This window comes from Halorubrum ruber, from assembly GCF_018228765.1.
Classification (GTDB): Archaea; Halobacteriota; Halobacteria; order Halobacteriales; family Haloferacaceae; genus Halorubrum; species Halorubrum ruber.
Genome location: NZ_CP073695.1, coordinates 50115 through 64287, shown reverse-complemented (window position 1 = coordinate 64287; position 14173 = coordinate 50115). Strand labels below are relative to the sequence as shown.

Below are 14173 nucleotides of genomic sequence, written 5' to 3'. Positions count from 1 at the left end.
AGTATTCTCATTTAGGTCCTAGTGTCTCGGATTGGTGGGATTCTAGCCGGTCAATTCGCACTTTAAGCGACCAGACATTTCAGATAAAATGTGTCTAAAGATTAGGGCCTCAACAGAGCCAAATAATCGTCTGTAGACCGGCGGTGAATGCCTCCAAAGCCCCAGCCGTGAGGACAGCGCACGCTCGTTGCGCGCTTCAGTCGCTCGCGGTGCTCGCTCCCTCCAGTGCTTACGTCGCCTGCGCTGTCCTCACGGCTGCCCCTTTGAGTCCCGCCCCGCACAGCACCGCAGCCTCACGCCTCCCCAGCCTCGTCAGTCGCCTCCGCTTCGCTCCGGCGACTGACTCCCTCGCGCGTGCTCCTCGCGGCCGCCGATGGCGGCCGCTCGCAGGCACGCGCCACCGCGGTTCGTAGAGTCTCACGTTTCGCCCCACCGATTTCCCGTCTTCCGTTTCGAGCCGCTTCGGAAGGGCCTTTTAACCCGCCCGTCGAACGGACGGTATGTTCAGGCAGTTCCGGTCGGAGGTCGAGGCGGCGCTCGCGGACGCGCTCGGCTCGCTCGACCTCCCGACCGACGACCTCGGTATCGAACGCCCGCCCGACGACATGGACGCGACGCTCGCCTCCAGCGTCGCCTTCCGGCTCGCGGGCGAGGTCGGCGACGCGCCGCCGAACGTCGCAGCGACGGTCGCCGAGGCGGTGTCGGTCGCGGACGCCGACTACATTGCGAGCGTCGACACCGCGGGGCCGTACGTCAACTTCCACGCGAACGAGCGCTACCTCGCGGACACGCTCGATTCGGCCGCCGTCGACGCCGACTACGGCGCGCTCCCCGACCGGGACGCGTCGGTCGTGGTCGAGCACACCAGCGCGAACCCGACCGGCCCGGTCCACGTCGGCCGCGCGCGCAACCCCATCGTCGGCGACGCCGTCGCGAACCTCATGGAGTACGCGGGCTACGACGTCGACCGCCACTACTACGTCAACGACGCCGGCCGGCAGATGGCGGTGTTCACGTGGGCGTACGAGCGGTTCGACGAGTCCGACCTCGACGCCGAGCCCGCCCGCGACCGCGCGGAGTACGACCTCGTGCGCTACTACCGGAAGGGGAACGCCTTCTTGGAGGAGGCCGATGCCGACGCGGTCGAGGCCGCTGAGGCGGAGATTCAGGAGATCCTTCAGGGGCTCGAAGCCGGCGACGAGGCGACCTACGAGCGCGTCGGCGAGGTCGTCGACACCGTCCTCGGCGGGATGAAGGACTGCCTCGCCCGATTGCCGGCGGAGTTCGACGAGTTCGTCAAGGAGACCCGGTTCATGCGCGACGGCTCGACCGACGAGATCGCGGCGCGGCTCAAGGAGACCGACCAAGCCGTCTACGAGGAGGACGCCTGGCAGCTGGAGCTCGACGCGTGGGGGATAGAGAAGAACCTCGTCTTCCTGCGCTCGGACGACACCAGCCTCTACACCACCCGCGACCTGGCGCACCACGAGTGGAAGTTCGACAACTACGACCGCGCCGTCACCGTCCTCGGCGAGGACCACAAGCTCCAGGCCGACCAGCTCGACGCGACCCTCGAACTGCTCGGCAACGACACAGACCGGCTCGGCCACGTCATCTACTCGTACGTCAACCTCCCCGACGGGAAGATGTCAACCCGGAAGGGAACCGGCGTGATGCTCGACGACCTCCTCGACGAGGCGATCGACCGCGCCCGCGACGCCGTCGAGTCCCGGATGGACGACCGGATCCGCGGCGACGACCTCACCGACGAGGACGTCGAGCGCATCGCCCACCAGGTGGGGATCGGCGCGGTCCGGTACGACATCGTCTCGAAGCAGCCCGCGAAGGCGATCACCTTCGAGTGGGAGGACGCGCTCGACTTCGAGGCGCAGTCGGCCCCGTTCGTCCAGTACGTCCACGCGCGCTGCGCCGGGATCCTCGACGAGGCCGCGGCCGAGGGCGTCGACGTGCCTGGCGTGACCGCCGACGCCGACGGGCGTGTCGACCCCGACGCGCTCGACGTGGACGCGAGCGCTCTCGAAACCGAGGAAGCCCGCGAGCTCCTCCGTGAGGTCGCCAGATTCCCCGCAGCGATCGAGGCGGCGGCGGACGACCTCGAACCGCACACGATCGCGACGTTCACCCGCGAGTTCGCCGACGCGTACAACGCCTTCTACCGCGAGTGCCCGGTCGTGACCGCCGAGACCGACGAGCTGCGCGACGCTCGCGTCGCGGTCGTCGCGGCCGCGAAGCACACGATGGCGAACGCGCTCGACGTGCTGGGCGTCGAGGCGCCGGAGTCGATGTAGGATCGGGGCTGTCGAGTTCGGCCTTCTTCGGGCGTTGATCGAAGATTGGCGATGAACACGTCCAAAGCTCCAGTCGCTCGCTTATAAATAGTTAATCGCAGATCGGTGGAGAGTGTCTCCAAAGCCCCAGTCGCGAGGCGGGCGCACGCTCGCTGCGCGCTTCACTCGGTCGCTCACTTCGTTCGCTCCCTCGTTCCAGTGCTTACGTCGCCTGCGCCCGCCTCGCGACTGCCCTTTTGAATCCCACCCCGAACCGCACAGCACCGCAGCCTCACGCCTCCCCAGCCTCGTCGGTGGTCTTCCGCTTCGCTCCAGACCACCGACTCCCTCGCGCGTGCTCCTCGCGGCCGCCGGGGGCGGCCGCTCGCAGGCACGCGCCACCGCAGTCCATTTATAAACAAACGCGCGTTCGACGACCCGTGCGACCCGCTATCGACGCGCCGGCCGGGAGGTCAAAGCTTACTTACACGCACGCGACCGTATTTCAGACAATGAGTAGCGACGCACAGGAGGCGAACGAGGACCGCCGGAAGTACGAGTTCCGCAAGGTCATCGAGGAGCTCAAAGACTACGAGGGCTCCGGCACCCAGCTCGTCACCATCTACATCCCCGAGGACAAGCAGATCTCCGACGTGGTGGCCCACGTCACCCAAGAGCACAGCGAGGCGTCCAACATCAAGTCGAAGCAGACCCGGACCGCCGTTCAGGACGCGCTCACGTCGATCAAGGACCGACTGCGCTACTACGACACGTTCCCGCCCGACAACGGGATCGTGATCTTCTCGGGCGCGATCGACAGCGGCGGCGGCCAGACGGACATGGTCACGCGGACGCTGGAGTCGCCCCCGCAGCCCGTCGAGTCGTTCCGGTACCACTGCGACTCGGAGTTCCTCACCGAGCCGCTCGAACACATGCTCGAAGACTCCGGGCTGTTCGGGCTCATCGTCTTGGACCGCCGCGAGGCGAACGTCGGCTGGCTGAAGGGGAAACGCGTCGAGCCCGTCAAGTCCGCCTCCTCGCTCGTCCCCGGCAAACAGCGGAAGGGTGGCCAGTCCGCCCAGCGGTTCGCCCGGCTGCGCCTCGAAGCGATCGACAACTTCTACCAGGAGGTCGCGGGGATGGCCAACGACCTGTTCGTCGACAAGCGCCACGAGCTCGACGGCATCCTCGTCGGCGGCCCCTCGCCGACGAAAGACGAGTTCCTCGACGGCGACTACCTCCACCACGAGCTCCAGGACAAGGTGCTGGGCAAGTTCGACGTCGCCTACACCGACGAGTCCGGGCTGAAGGACCTCGTCGACGCGGGCCAGGAGGCGCTTGCCGACCAGGAGATCGTCCAGGACAAAAACGACATGGAGGAGTTCTTCGAGAAGCTCAACACCGGGCAGGAAGCCACCTACGGGTTCGAACAGACCCGTCGGAACCTGATCATGGGCTCCGTCGACCGGCTGCTCATCTCCGAGGACCTCCGCTCCGACGTCGTCGTCTACGAGTGCCCCAACGGCCACGAGGAGTACGAGGTGGTCGACGCCCGGCACTCGACGCCCGACCACGAGTGTAGCGAGTGCGGCGACGAGGCCGCGGTCGAGGAGCGCGAGGACGTCATCGAACACCTGATGGCCATCGCGGAGCAGCGCGGCACCGAGACGCGGTTCATCTCCACGGACTTCGAGAAGGGCGAGCAGCTGCTCGACGCGTTCGGCGGAATCGCGGGAATTCTGCGGTACTCGACCGGCGTCTAAAACGGTCCTTCGCGGCGGGGCGGTCGTTACTGTTGTTCCGGCTCGACTGGCGTCGCCGCGACCTCCAGACACGCGCAGGCGTCGGACTCGGGGTCGAAGCAGTCCGGGCACTCCGGCTGGCGGTCGATGATCGTGTCGAGCCGCTCGGCGACCGTGTCGTCGATGACCGCCTCCAGCTCGCGGGCCTCCGCCTGGAAGTCCTCGACCGCGAGGACGTTCGCGAGGAAGCGCTCGATGATACAGTAGGTCTGGAGGGCGTCCCGCGCGCGGACGATGCCGTCGTCGGTCAACGTGACGCCCTTGTACTTCTCGTGTTCCGCCAGTCCGCGCTCCTCGAGCTTGCCGATCATCTCGTTGGCGCTGGCCGGGCTGACGCCGAGCGAGTCGGCGATCGACCCGGTCGAGGCGGGGCCGTCTTCGCTGTCCTGTACGACGTATATCGTCTTGAGGTACTGATCTGCGGTGTTCACGGCTGTCCTCCGTCGGCGCTCGTCGGCGACTCGTCTGCCCGGTTCATCGGCGCTCCATGACCTCCGTGACCTCGCGTACTCCCTCGGCCTCCTCGTCGCGGATCGTCGTCAGGGTGGCGAGCAGCTCCTCGCGGTCGATCGAGAACGTCGCCTCGGAGTCCTCGATCGCCTCGATGAGGTCGTCGTAGAACTTGTACGCCGTCTCCTCGTTGCACAGTTGGTCGTACAGCACGTCGTCGAAGTCCTCCGGCCGCGTCCGCCCGTAGCGGGCGTCGACCAGCGACTCGATCTCGCCGAACGGGACGCTGTCGACGCCGAGCCCCTCGACGAGCGACTCCAAGCGCTCGCGGTGGTCGGCGGACTCCTCGGCGGCGTCCGCGAGCAGCCGTTCCACCTCCTCGTCGAGCTCGGCGTCTAACTGCTGGTAGTGGCGGTGCGTTCGCGCTTCGACGACCTCCTCGAGCACGATTCCGATCTGGAGCAGCCGCGCGAGCTGGTCGTCGGAGGCGACCCGCTGGCTCACGCTCACCGCGACCACCCGAGACGGCGCGATACGCGGGTTCGCATACCTCCGACTCGGGCGTCGTCGGTCTTAAGAGATTCCCCTCGCGCGCCGATCGCTCCGCGGGCGCGCCGAATAAAAAACTGATCCGCGAAGACGGCCTACTGAAGCCGTTCCAAGACGAGTTCCTCGACGTCGTCGCGGAACTCGTCGACCGCGATCTCTTCGAGGACGGGCACGAAGAAGCCCTCGACGAGCATGTTCCGGGCCGTCCGCGAGTCGATCGAGCGGCTCTCGAGGTAGAACAGGTCCTCGGCGTCGACCTGCCCGACCGTCGCGGAGTGGGAGGCCTCGGTGTCGTGGTTGTGGATGATCAGCTTCGGCGACGCGTCGGCCTCGGCGTCGTCCGACAGCATCAGCGTGTTCTCGCGTTGGTAGCTGGAGGTGTTCCACGCGTCCTCGCCGACGTCCTGAACACCCTCGTAGACGGAGCGGGCGACGTCGTCGAGCACGCCGCGGGTGACCAGGTCGGCGGTCGTCTGCTCGGCCTGGTGCCACACGCGGGCGTTGATGTCGAAGTGCTGGTCGTCCGTGCCGAAGAACGTCCCGACGATCTGGCTCTCGGAGCCGTCGCCGTTGAGCTCGGTCTCGATGTCCGAGCGGGTGAGCTTCGAGCCGAAGTTGCTCTCGATCCAGTCGACCGTCGCGTACGTGTCCGTCACGCCGCGCTTCAGCGAGTAGGTGTACGCGTCGTCGTCCAGGTTCTGGAGCGAGCCGAACTGGACGTTCGCGTTCTCGCCCGCGACGACCTCGACGAGGTTCGAGAAGTACCGGTCGTCGGCGACCTCGGCGTCACCCGTCTCGATCGATTCGAGGATCGTCACCGACGACGACTCCTCGGCCACGACGAGCGTCTGGCTGAACAGCGAGCGGGAGTTCATCTCCGCGCGCACCGTCACGTCCTCGACGTCGACGCCCTCGGGGACGTAGACGAACGTGCCGGTCGTGAACAGCGCGACGGAAAGCGCCGTGAGGTAGTTGTGCTCGGGGTCGAGGACGGAGCCGAAGTTCGCCTCGATGACGTCGCCGTACTCGTCGAGCGCCTCGGTGAACGGGAGGACGACGACCTCGTCGTCGCCCGCGGTCCGCTCCGTCTCGTCGGCTTGGTTCAGCGGGTCGACGAGCGCCTCGAAGTCCAGCGCCTCCAGGTCGGTCCAGCGGCGGCCCGGCGTCTGGATGACGTCAGGCAGCTCTGCCGTCTCCAGCGCGGACAGCGCGTTCAGCCGGGTCTCCAAGAGCCACTCGGGCTCGTCGCGTTCGTCGGCGATGCGTCGTACCGTGTCCTCCGAGAGGCTCTCGATTGCTTGCGTGCTCATGTTATCCGAGCGAACCCTCCATCTCCAGCTCGACGAGCCGGTTCAGCTCGACGGCGTACTCGATCGGCAGCTCCTCCGTGATCGGCTCGATGAATCCCGAGACGATCATCTGTTTCGCGTCGTCGTCGTCGAGACCGCGCGACTGGAGGTAGAAGATGTCCTCGTCGCCGATCTTGCCGACGGTCGCCTCGTGGGCGACGTCGACCTTCGACTCGTTGATCTCCATGTACGGCATCGTGTCCGACGTCGACTCGTTGTCGAACATCAGCGCGTCGCACTCGACGGCCGTCGAGGAGTTCTCGGCGCCGTCCGCGATGTGGACGAGGCCGCGGTAGTTCGTGCGGCCGCCGTCCTTCGCGATCGACTTCGACTCGACGGTCGACTTCGTGTCCGGCGCGTTGTGATACACCTTCGCGCCCGTGTCGATGTCCTGCCCCTCGCCCGCGAAGGCGATGGTGATGTGGTTGTCGGAGGCGCCGCGCCCCTTCAGGATCGTCGACGGGTACAGCATCGTCGCCTTCGACCCCATCGACCCGGATATCCACTCCATGCGCCCGCCCTTCTCGGCGATGGCGCGCTTCGTGTTCAGGTTGTACGTGTTCTTCGACCAGTTCTGGACGGTCGAGTACTGAACGTGGGCGTCCTCGCCGACGAACACTTCCACGCCGCCGGAGTGGAGGTTGAACGCCGAGTACTTCGGGGCGGAACAGCCCTCGATGTAGTGGACCTCGGAGCCCTCCTCCGCGATGATGAGCGTGTGCTCGAACTGGCCCATCCCCTCGCTATTCATCCGGAAGTACGCCTGAACCGGCATCTCCACGGTGGTGTTTTCGGGGACGTAGACGAACGAGCCGCCGGACCAGATGGCGCCGTGAAGCGCCGCGAACTTGTTGTCGCTCGGGGGGACGCACTTCGTCATGAAGTGCTCGCGGACGATCTCCTCGTGCTCTTGGACGGCCTTGTCCATGTCACAGAAGATGACGCCCTTCTCCTCCCACCGCTCTTGCATGTTCTGGTAGACGATCTCGGACTCGTACTGCGCGCCGACGCCCGAGAGCGCGTTCTTCTCCGCCTCCGGGATGCCCAGCTTGTCGAAGGTGTCCTGGATCTCCTCCGGGAGGTCCTCCCAGCTGTCGGCGCCGCCGCGCTTGTCGATGTCCGGCCGGATGTACGGCACGATCTCGTTGATGTCGACCTCCGAGAGGTCCGGCTGGCCGGGCCAGTCGGTCGGCATCGGCATCTCCTGGAACTGCTCGAGCGCGCGCAGGCGCCGCTCTAACATCCATTCCGGTTCGTCTTTGTCCTCCGAGATGACGCGGACCGTCTCCTCGGTGAGGCCCTTTTCGCTCTTGAAGGCGGACTTCTCCTCCTTCTTGAACTCGAAGCGGGCCTCGGTGTCTGTCTCCTTGAGGTCGTCCTGTTGTGAACTCATAGTGTATTGTTACGGATTCCCGTGTTTACGTGTGTCGCGTGCCCGCATTCGGTTACGCCGCCTCGAAGGCGTCCTCGCGGACCCAGTCGTACCCCTCGTCCTCGAGCTTCTCGGCGAGCTCCGCGCCGCCGCTCTTCACGACTTCGCCGTCGAGCATGACGTGGACGTGGTCGGGCTCGACGTAGTCGAGGATGCGCTGGTAGTGGGTGATCTGGAGGATGCCCGTGCCCTGCTCGTCGCGGAGCGCGTTGATCCCCTTCGAGACGTCCTTTAGGCGGTCGATGTCGAGCCCCGAGTCGATCTCGTCGAGTACGGCGACGCTCGGCTCCAACATCGCGGCCTGGAGGACCTCGTTCTGCTTCTTCTCGCCGCCGGAGAAGCCGGCGTTGAGGTACCGCTGCATGAACTTCTCGTCCATATCGAGCAGCTCCATCTTCTCCGAGAGGATCTCCTGGAACTCGGCGACGCCGATCTCGCCGTCGTCCGCGGGCCCCTCCATCGGGGAGGTCTCGTAGCCCTCGTCGTCCTCGTCGTCGGCCTCGGCTTCCTCCTCCTCGCCCTCCTCTTCGAACAGCTCCTCGCGCTCGTCCGCCTTCGCGTTGAGGGCCTGCCGGAGGAAGTTCGTCATGGTGACGCCCTCGATCTCGGCGGGGTACTGGAAGCCGAGGAAGATGCCGAGCGCGGCGCGCTCGTTCGGCTCTAACTCGAGCAGCTCCCAGTGGTAGTCCTCGTCGTCCAGATCGGCGTCGACGTCGGCGACGTCCTCCTCGCTGAGGTGGAGCAGGATTTCGCCGCCGGTGACCTCGTAGGCGGGGTGGCCGGCGATGACCTTCGCGAGCGTCGACTTCCCGGAGCCGTTCGGGCCCATCAGCGCGTGGATGTCGCCGGACTCGACGGTCAGGTCGACCCGAGAAGGATGCGTTCGCCGCCCTCTTCCGCCACTCGTGCGTGAAGATCGTTGATTTCGAGAGTAGCCATATGTATTCTCGTGCCTCGTACGTTGACGGTGGGGGTTGAGGGGGTTAATGGTTACGCATCTCCCCGTCAAAAATCGCAGATCGACCAAGAAATTTTCTTCCAATCGAAAACTGCTTTCGACGACCGGCGTTTCGCCTCGCCGTCGGTCACATGAACGAGCCGAGCCCGGTCTGCTCTTGGCCCGTCTTGACCTCTTCCCACGACATCCCGAGCGCTTCTATCACGCGCTCGATGGGGCCTTTCAGGGTCTTGTCCAGCATCTTCTCCCAGTCGACCTCGAACTCGTCGGGCACCTGGTCGGCGTACTCGAAGCAGATCACGTCCGGATCCCGTTTGAACTCCCCGTACAGGTGATCCCGCTGCGGGTCGAGCCCCTCCTCGTCTTCCATCCGCGCCCAGAAGTCGGGGTGGACCTTCTCGATGTACAGCCGCTTCGGCTTCGACCCGCTCCCGAAGTTGGTGCCGAGCATCAGGTTTGCGTACTTCGCGCCGCGGACCTGCGCGGTCGGGGTGTCGTAGGCGTCGAGCTTCTTGCCGATCCCGCCCGGGATCCCGATCTCGTCGAGGTCCATATCGCCGTCGAGCACGCGCGCGATGACGTCCACGAGGTACGCTTTCACCTCCTCTAAGTCCTCGTCGATGTCGTCACCCGTCACGATCGTCTCGATGACGTTCTGTTGGACCTCCTTCGTGATGCCGGCGATGTCGGAGCGCTTGTACTCGAAGCCGGTGATGTCGATGTCGTCGACGTCTTTCCCCTCCTTCCAGACGATGTGGCCCGCGTACCGCTTCTTCTTGCCCGCCTGGAAGAACCGCCGGTAGAGCTTCTCGAACTCGATCTCGAAGCGGTGGAACTCGGCGTTTAATTCGTCGCGAGCGAAGTCGTCGTAGCGCTCGTTGATGTGGTCCTCGATCTCGAAGGAGGTCTCGATCGCCTCCTCTTTGTCAACCTCTTGGCCGAGGGACAACATGACCGAATCCGTGTTGTGGAGCACAATACCGCCGACACCGTCGACGAAGTTCTCGTTCTCGGCGACGCTGAGATCGTACACGTACCCGTCGTGATCCACTTCTTTAACCACTGGATCCCGTCCACCCCGGTAGTAATCGCACGTTCGAATCGTGTAGCTCTCTTTGCTCTCCCTGTATTTCAGCGAGTGTTTCTCCCCGCGCTGGGTGAGAAGTGTCGAGAGGCCCGCCCCGAGTTCTCGGCTCGTCGTCTCGAAGTCGAAGTTTCGCTCGCAGTACTCGGCCGAGTACCGTGGGAATTCGCGTGAGCCGTCGCCCTCTACGAGTACGTCGACGAAGAGCTGTTGGAGATCTTCGGGGAGATTGAACACGAACCCCGGGATACGCTTCCCACGCGACGTTTGCCCGGCGAACTCACGGAAGAACACCGCCGAGAGTTCGTTCATCATCTGGAGCTTGTGGGTGCCGTCGTCGTACGTTACCGACTGGTCCCCGTCGTCGGTTTCGTACTCGACGGTTCGTTCGCCGGACGTGTTCGACGAAATGACACTCGCTGTCGCTCCGTCGAACAGACGTAAATAATCCTCTTGGAGGCCTTTCAGCCATTCCGTTCTGGATTCCGCGATGCTCGCGCCGAACTTGGATTCGGCCGTTTCGATCGTCGAGGCACTCCCCTCGGTGACGTACGCGGCGAGCAACCGCACGAGCGCCCGTCCGTCTTCGGAGTCCAAATCGACGTATCGCTGTACCTTGATGCTCTTCTCTATCGCATCGTGATGCCTGTGGCCGAACCAGACCCAGTCGTCGTTCGCGTGGATTCGCTTGACCTTCGTCGCCGCGTTCTCACTGCCGACGCTTCGGCCGTCCTCGTACTCGCGCGTGTATCCTTCCAACACGTCGTACACGTCGATTGTTTCCACCGTCTCGACGTCGGGGAAACCGGGCACCCGAAGCGGCTCTTCGACGTCTTCTGGCTTCGTTTCGACGAGGCTGCCGTCCTCTTCGACGACGTACGAGTGGTCTCTGGTCGTTGTCGACTCGCCGAACTTGTGCTGGAGGTTGACGACCGGCTTGTCGGTCTCGTGCCGAATCACCTGCTCGATCGGTTGCCACTCCGGTTCACCGTCCTCGGTGACCGAAAGCGCCTTCCACCCGTCCACGCGACCCCGTTCCTTCTCGACCGACACCGAAGCGACAGGCCCGCCGTCGGCGGTAACGATCAGATCCTCGCTCGCAGTCGCGTCCGACAGCTCGAAGAGATCGGCAATCGGCAAGATTCGAACGAAGCCCTCGGGATCGCGCACGACGACGGGTCTGTCGCCCGTGACGCTGTCCCCGTACGCAACGTCGTGGCCGAGCTCCTCCGCGGCCTCCTCGGTGAAGTCGATCACCTCGCGACCGGTCGCCGTGACGGCCGCGGCACCCTCCTTGTCGTAGAGACGGAACCGATCCCACCCCGTAACGCCGTACAATGAATTCCCAACATTCTGAAACTTTCCGTTTCGACCGGCAACAAGTGTATTATTATCTTCGACAGTTACGCAATATACCCCCTCTTCTGCGCGACTTCGCTCGCCACTCCTGTACATGCGAAGAGTGTTCTTAGTGTTACGGCTCGCATGTATTCGCCAAACGCCGCTGTCGCGGGTGTAATGTGCTGTCAATCCGAGCGTTAAACAGAGTCGAAGGACATCATCACGGAGTTGCTCGCTTTTTGTGGTGTAGGTGAAGGATTCGTTCTCGGTTTCCCACCGACCATCACCCGCAATGAGCGTCTCAAGGAACTGGCGTCGACGTTCCGTAGACTGTTCAAACACTAACTCGGGAATCTTTTTATTCTCACTTCCTTTCCCGCAGAGACTCCACAACAACTCGTACCAGACGCGACTTGAGAATGAAATTGCTCGATCCGTCGTGTAACTGTAGCTAGATATTTTGTCGATTAATGCTGCTATCTCGTCATGTTCTTTCCCAAGCTCTTGTGCGATTTTAATCCGATAATTCTTGGTTTTTGCCTCGTACAGACTCCCTTCAGTTATGTACCACGCTAGGAAGTCTAGTAGATCATCCGCTTGAATACAGTTCTCAGCGGATGGTTGTCCGTATTTCGCAGCAATCTGTGTGCCTCCATCTGATACTGTAGTCGCGATCTCTGTGTATTCTTGTATTAATTTTGAAATAGTATATTCTTCAGGATACGAATCCACTTCATACGTCCAATCATGTGGGAGTTCATAATTACAATACTCGTGTAGCTCACCAGCTTCAACAAATTTGTAACCGTCCTCGGTGATTCCATTTTTGTCATTTTTCCGGACGAGCATCCGGTGGTTCGGCGTCACCCGGAAGTCGATCTTCGACGTTTCGATGTCGACGAGTTCGTCTCGGTAGTCCGGGTACGCGTGGGTCTCTTCGACGGTCTTCAGTTCCATCTCTTCCGTATCGGGATCGAGCGAGTACACGGCGTCGCCGACCTCCAAGTCCGTAATCGACCGAACGCCGTCCGGGGTCACGACCTCGGTGTCCGGCGTGAAACAGTTCATAATAACCTTGACAGACGCCTGCTGTCGGTCGTACTGCTCGTACGGCTCGGTGCCGGGGTCGTGGTCGTTCCGGAGCGACTTCTTCTCCTCGCGCTCGGTGAGGAGCTCGTCGACCATCTCGCGCATGATGCCGTCCGGCTCCTTCCGGAAGTGGGTCCCGTTGGGCGCGACGTACGTCTCGCCGTCGTACTCGTCGGGGTCGACCTTCGTCTCCGGGCCGGCGTTGATCGTCACCATACACATCGGGTAGAGGCTCTTCAGGTCTTGGACCGTCACCATCTCCTTGACGCCGGTGATCGGGTCGAAGACGGCGCCGCCCTCGAAATCCTCGGACTCCTGTTGGCCCTTCGTCGGCAGCGCGAACTTCCCGAACGCCTTGTGGAGGACGTACATGTCGACGGTGTCGCCCGGGGTCGGCGCGTCCTCGATCTTGCAGCCGACGAAGGTGCGCACCTCGTCCCAGAAGGCGATCACGTCCTGCTTCCGGTCGATTTCGACGCACAGCTCCACGTCGCGGATGCTGTACTCCAGGAGGCGCTCCGGGTCCTGCTCCCAGAGGTCGCCGATGTCGCCCGTGTAGCGCTCCTTGCCGACGCCGAGCTCGCGCTCGCCGACCGCGTCGAGGCGGTACGACTCCAGCTCCGTGAACATCGTGCGTTTATAGGCGTACAGCAGGTCGAAGACGACCCGGCCCTTCACGTCCGGGCCGCCCCAGCCCGAGCGCCACACCTCGCCGATCCGGGAGAGGCGGTCGACGTCGAGGTCGTACTGGCTCCCGTCGTCGAGCACCTCCAGCCGGTCGAGCACGTACGGCGCGTCGAAGTCCTCGAAGTTCCACCCGGTGAGCAGGTCCGGGTCGGTCTCGTCGATGTACTCGACGAACGCGTCGAGCATCGCGGCCTCCTCCTCGAAGGTGCGGACCCGGAAGTCGAGCTCCTCGCCGTCGCCCACGATCCCCTCGTAGTCGGGGAGGTCCTCGGGCGGCGGGATCTCGGCCTCGGGCGCGTCGTACAGCCAGACGACGTACTCGTCGTCGTAGGAGTCGTGGCTGGTGAGACAGATGATCGGCTCCTCGCCGTCCTCGGGGAAGCCGCGCCGGTCGTCCACCTCGATGTCGAAGGTGTTCACGCGCATCTCGGCGTCGACGTCGGCCGGTTCGAGGTGCCCCTCGTGGACCTGGATCGTCCCCTCGCCGTCGTCGAGGCGCCGCTCCTCGACGCGGATCCCGCCGTTGAGGCCGTTGTCGATCAGAAAGCGGTTCGGGAAGAGGATGTCCGCCTCGAAGCTGGTCTCGAAGTCATCGCGGATGTTCCCCACGTCGCGAGGCGTGCGCGTGACGATCCGGGTGAGCGGCTCGCCGCGGATGCTCTCGTACGGCTCGCCGTCGGGATTCTCCTCGCGGGTCCCGATCACCACGTCGTACTCCTCGACGGGGTCGCGGTCGAGGTCGGCCGTGGGGACGTAGAAGTAGGGCTCGACGCCCAGCACCCGGAGGTGTTCGACGACGTCGTGGTCGGCGTCCTCGACGTGCTCCGCGGGCCGCCGGCCGAACACGTGGACGACCGGGTACTCGTCGCTGCCGTACCCCTCGACGGCGTAGTCGATCTGGGTGATCATCAGCTCGACGGTCCCGGTCGACTCCGGGAACTTCGCCTCGTCGACGTCGACGACGTCGTTGACGTGGCCACGTCCGCCGCCAGCGACGACGGCCGCCTCCTGAGCGGCCAGCTCCTCCCGTTCGGTGTCCGTGTCGCCGTCGGCCCCGTCGCCCGCGTCCCCGGTCGACGAGAAGTCCGACAGCCCCGACTGAGTCATACCCGCTCTTCGGCGTCACCCGGCTAAAAAACTCGGC

Annotated in this window: 7 protein-coding genes and 1 pseudogene; 2 read left to right on the top strand and 6 right to left on the bottom strand. The window is 64.2% G+C overall.

Features of this window, described 5'->3' with window-relative positions; all coding sequences use genetic code 11:
• The first annotated feature begins 500 nt into the window (after positions 1 to 500).
• On the top strand, positions 501 to 2309 hold the full coding sequence (gene argS, locus J7656_RS00290; RefSeq protein WP_211553748.1) for an arginine--tRNA ligase: 1809 nt from the start codon (positions 501 to 503) through the stop codon (positions 2307 to 2309).
• Positions 2310 to 2800: 491 nt separating this feature from the next.
• Positions 2801 to 4051, top strand: coding sequence for a peptide chain release factor aRF-1 (gene prf1, locus J7656_RS00285; protein WP_211553747.1), 1251 nt, complete (start codon positions 2801 to 2803; stop codon positions 4049 to 4051).
• 26 nt (positions 4052 to 4077) lie between these two features.
• Here prf1 and J7656_RS00280 read toward each other — a convergent pair whose 3' ends face one another.
• The 6 genes and pseudogenes from J7656_RS00280 to J7656_RS00255 all read right to left on the bottom strand — a co-directional run bounded on the left by J7656_RS00280 (position 4078) and on the right by J7656_RS00255 (position 14136).
• Positions 4078 to 4521 (bottom strand): metal-dependent transcriptional regulator, encoded by a 444-nt coding sequence (locus J7656_RS00280; RefSeq protein ID WP_211553745.1) that lies wholly within the window; start codon positions 4519 to 4521, stop codon positions 4078 to 4080.
• Positions 4522 to 4564: 43 nt separating this feature from the next.
• Entirely contained in the window at positions 4565 to 5050 is a 486-nt protein-coding gene (locus J7656_RS00275) for a ferritin family protein (RefSeq protein ID WP_211553742.1), read from the bottom strand.
• A gap of 134 nt (positions 5051 to 5184) precedes the next feature.
• Entirely contained in the window at positions 5185 to 6399 is a 1215-nt protein-coding gene (sufD, locus tag J7656_RS00270; protein WP_211553740.1) for a Fe-S cluster assembly protein SufD, read from the bottom strand.
• A 1-nt stretch (position 6400) separates the two neighbouring features.
• Positions 6401 to 7831, bottom strand: coding sequence for a Fe-S cluster assembly protein SufB (gene sufB, locus J7656_RS00265; protein ID WP_004598699.1), 1431 nt, complete (start codon positions 7829 to 7831; stop codon positions 6401 to 6403).
• Positions 7832 to 7883: 52 nt separating this feature from the next.
• Positions 7884 to 8809 (bottom strand): annotated as a pseudogene (locus J7656_RS00260) (ATP-binding cassette domain-containing protein).
• 146 nt (positions 8810 to 8955) lie between these two features.
• Positions 8956 to 14136, bottom strand: a complete 5181-nt coding sequence (locus J7656_RS00255) for a DNA polymerase domain-containing protein (protein WP_211553738.1) — start codon at positions 14134 to 14136, stop codon at positions 8956 to 8958.
• Positions 14137 to 14173 lie beyond the last annotated feature (37 nt).

What these genes read in the sequence shown, in the direction of transcription:
- argS (WP_211553748.1), top strand. Translation starts at nt 501, where the DNA reads ATGTTCAGGCAGTTCCGGTCGGAGGTCGAGGCGGCGCTCGCGGACGCG.
- sufB (WP_004598699.1), bottom strand. Translation starts at nt 7,831, where the DNA reads ATGAGTTCACAACAGGACGACCTCAAGGAGACAGACACCGAGGCCCGC.
- J7656_RS00255 (WP_211553738.1), bottom strand. Translation starts at nt 14,136, where the DNA reads ATGACTCAGTCGGGGCTGTCGGACTTCTCGTCGACCGGGGACGCGGGC.
- sufD (WP_211553740.1), bottom strand. Translation starts at nt 6,399, where the DNA reads ATGAGCACGCAAGCAATCGAGAGCCTCTCGGAGGACACGGTACGACGC.
- prf1 (WP_211553747.1), top strand. Translation starts at nt 2,801, where the DNA reads ATGAGTAGCGACGCACAGGAGGCGAACGAGGACCGCCGGAAGTACGAG.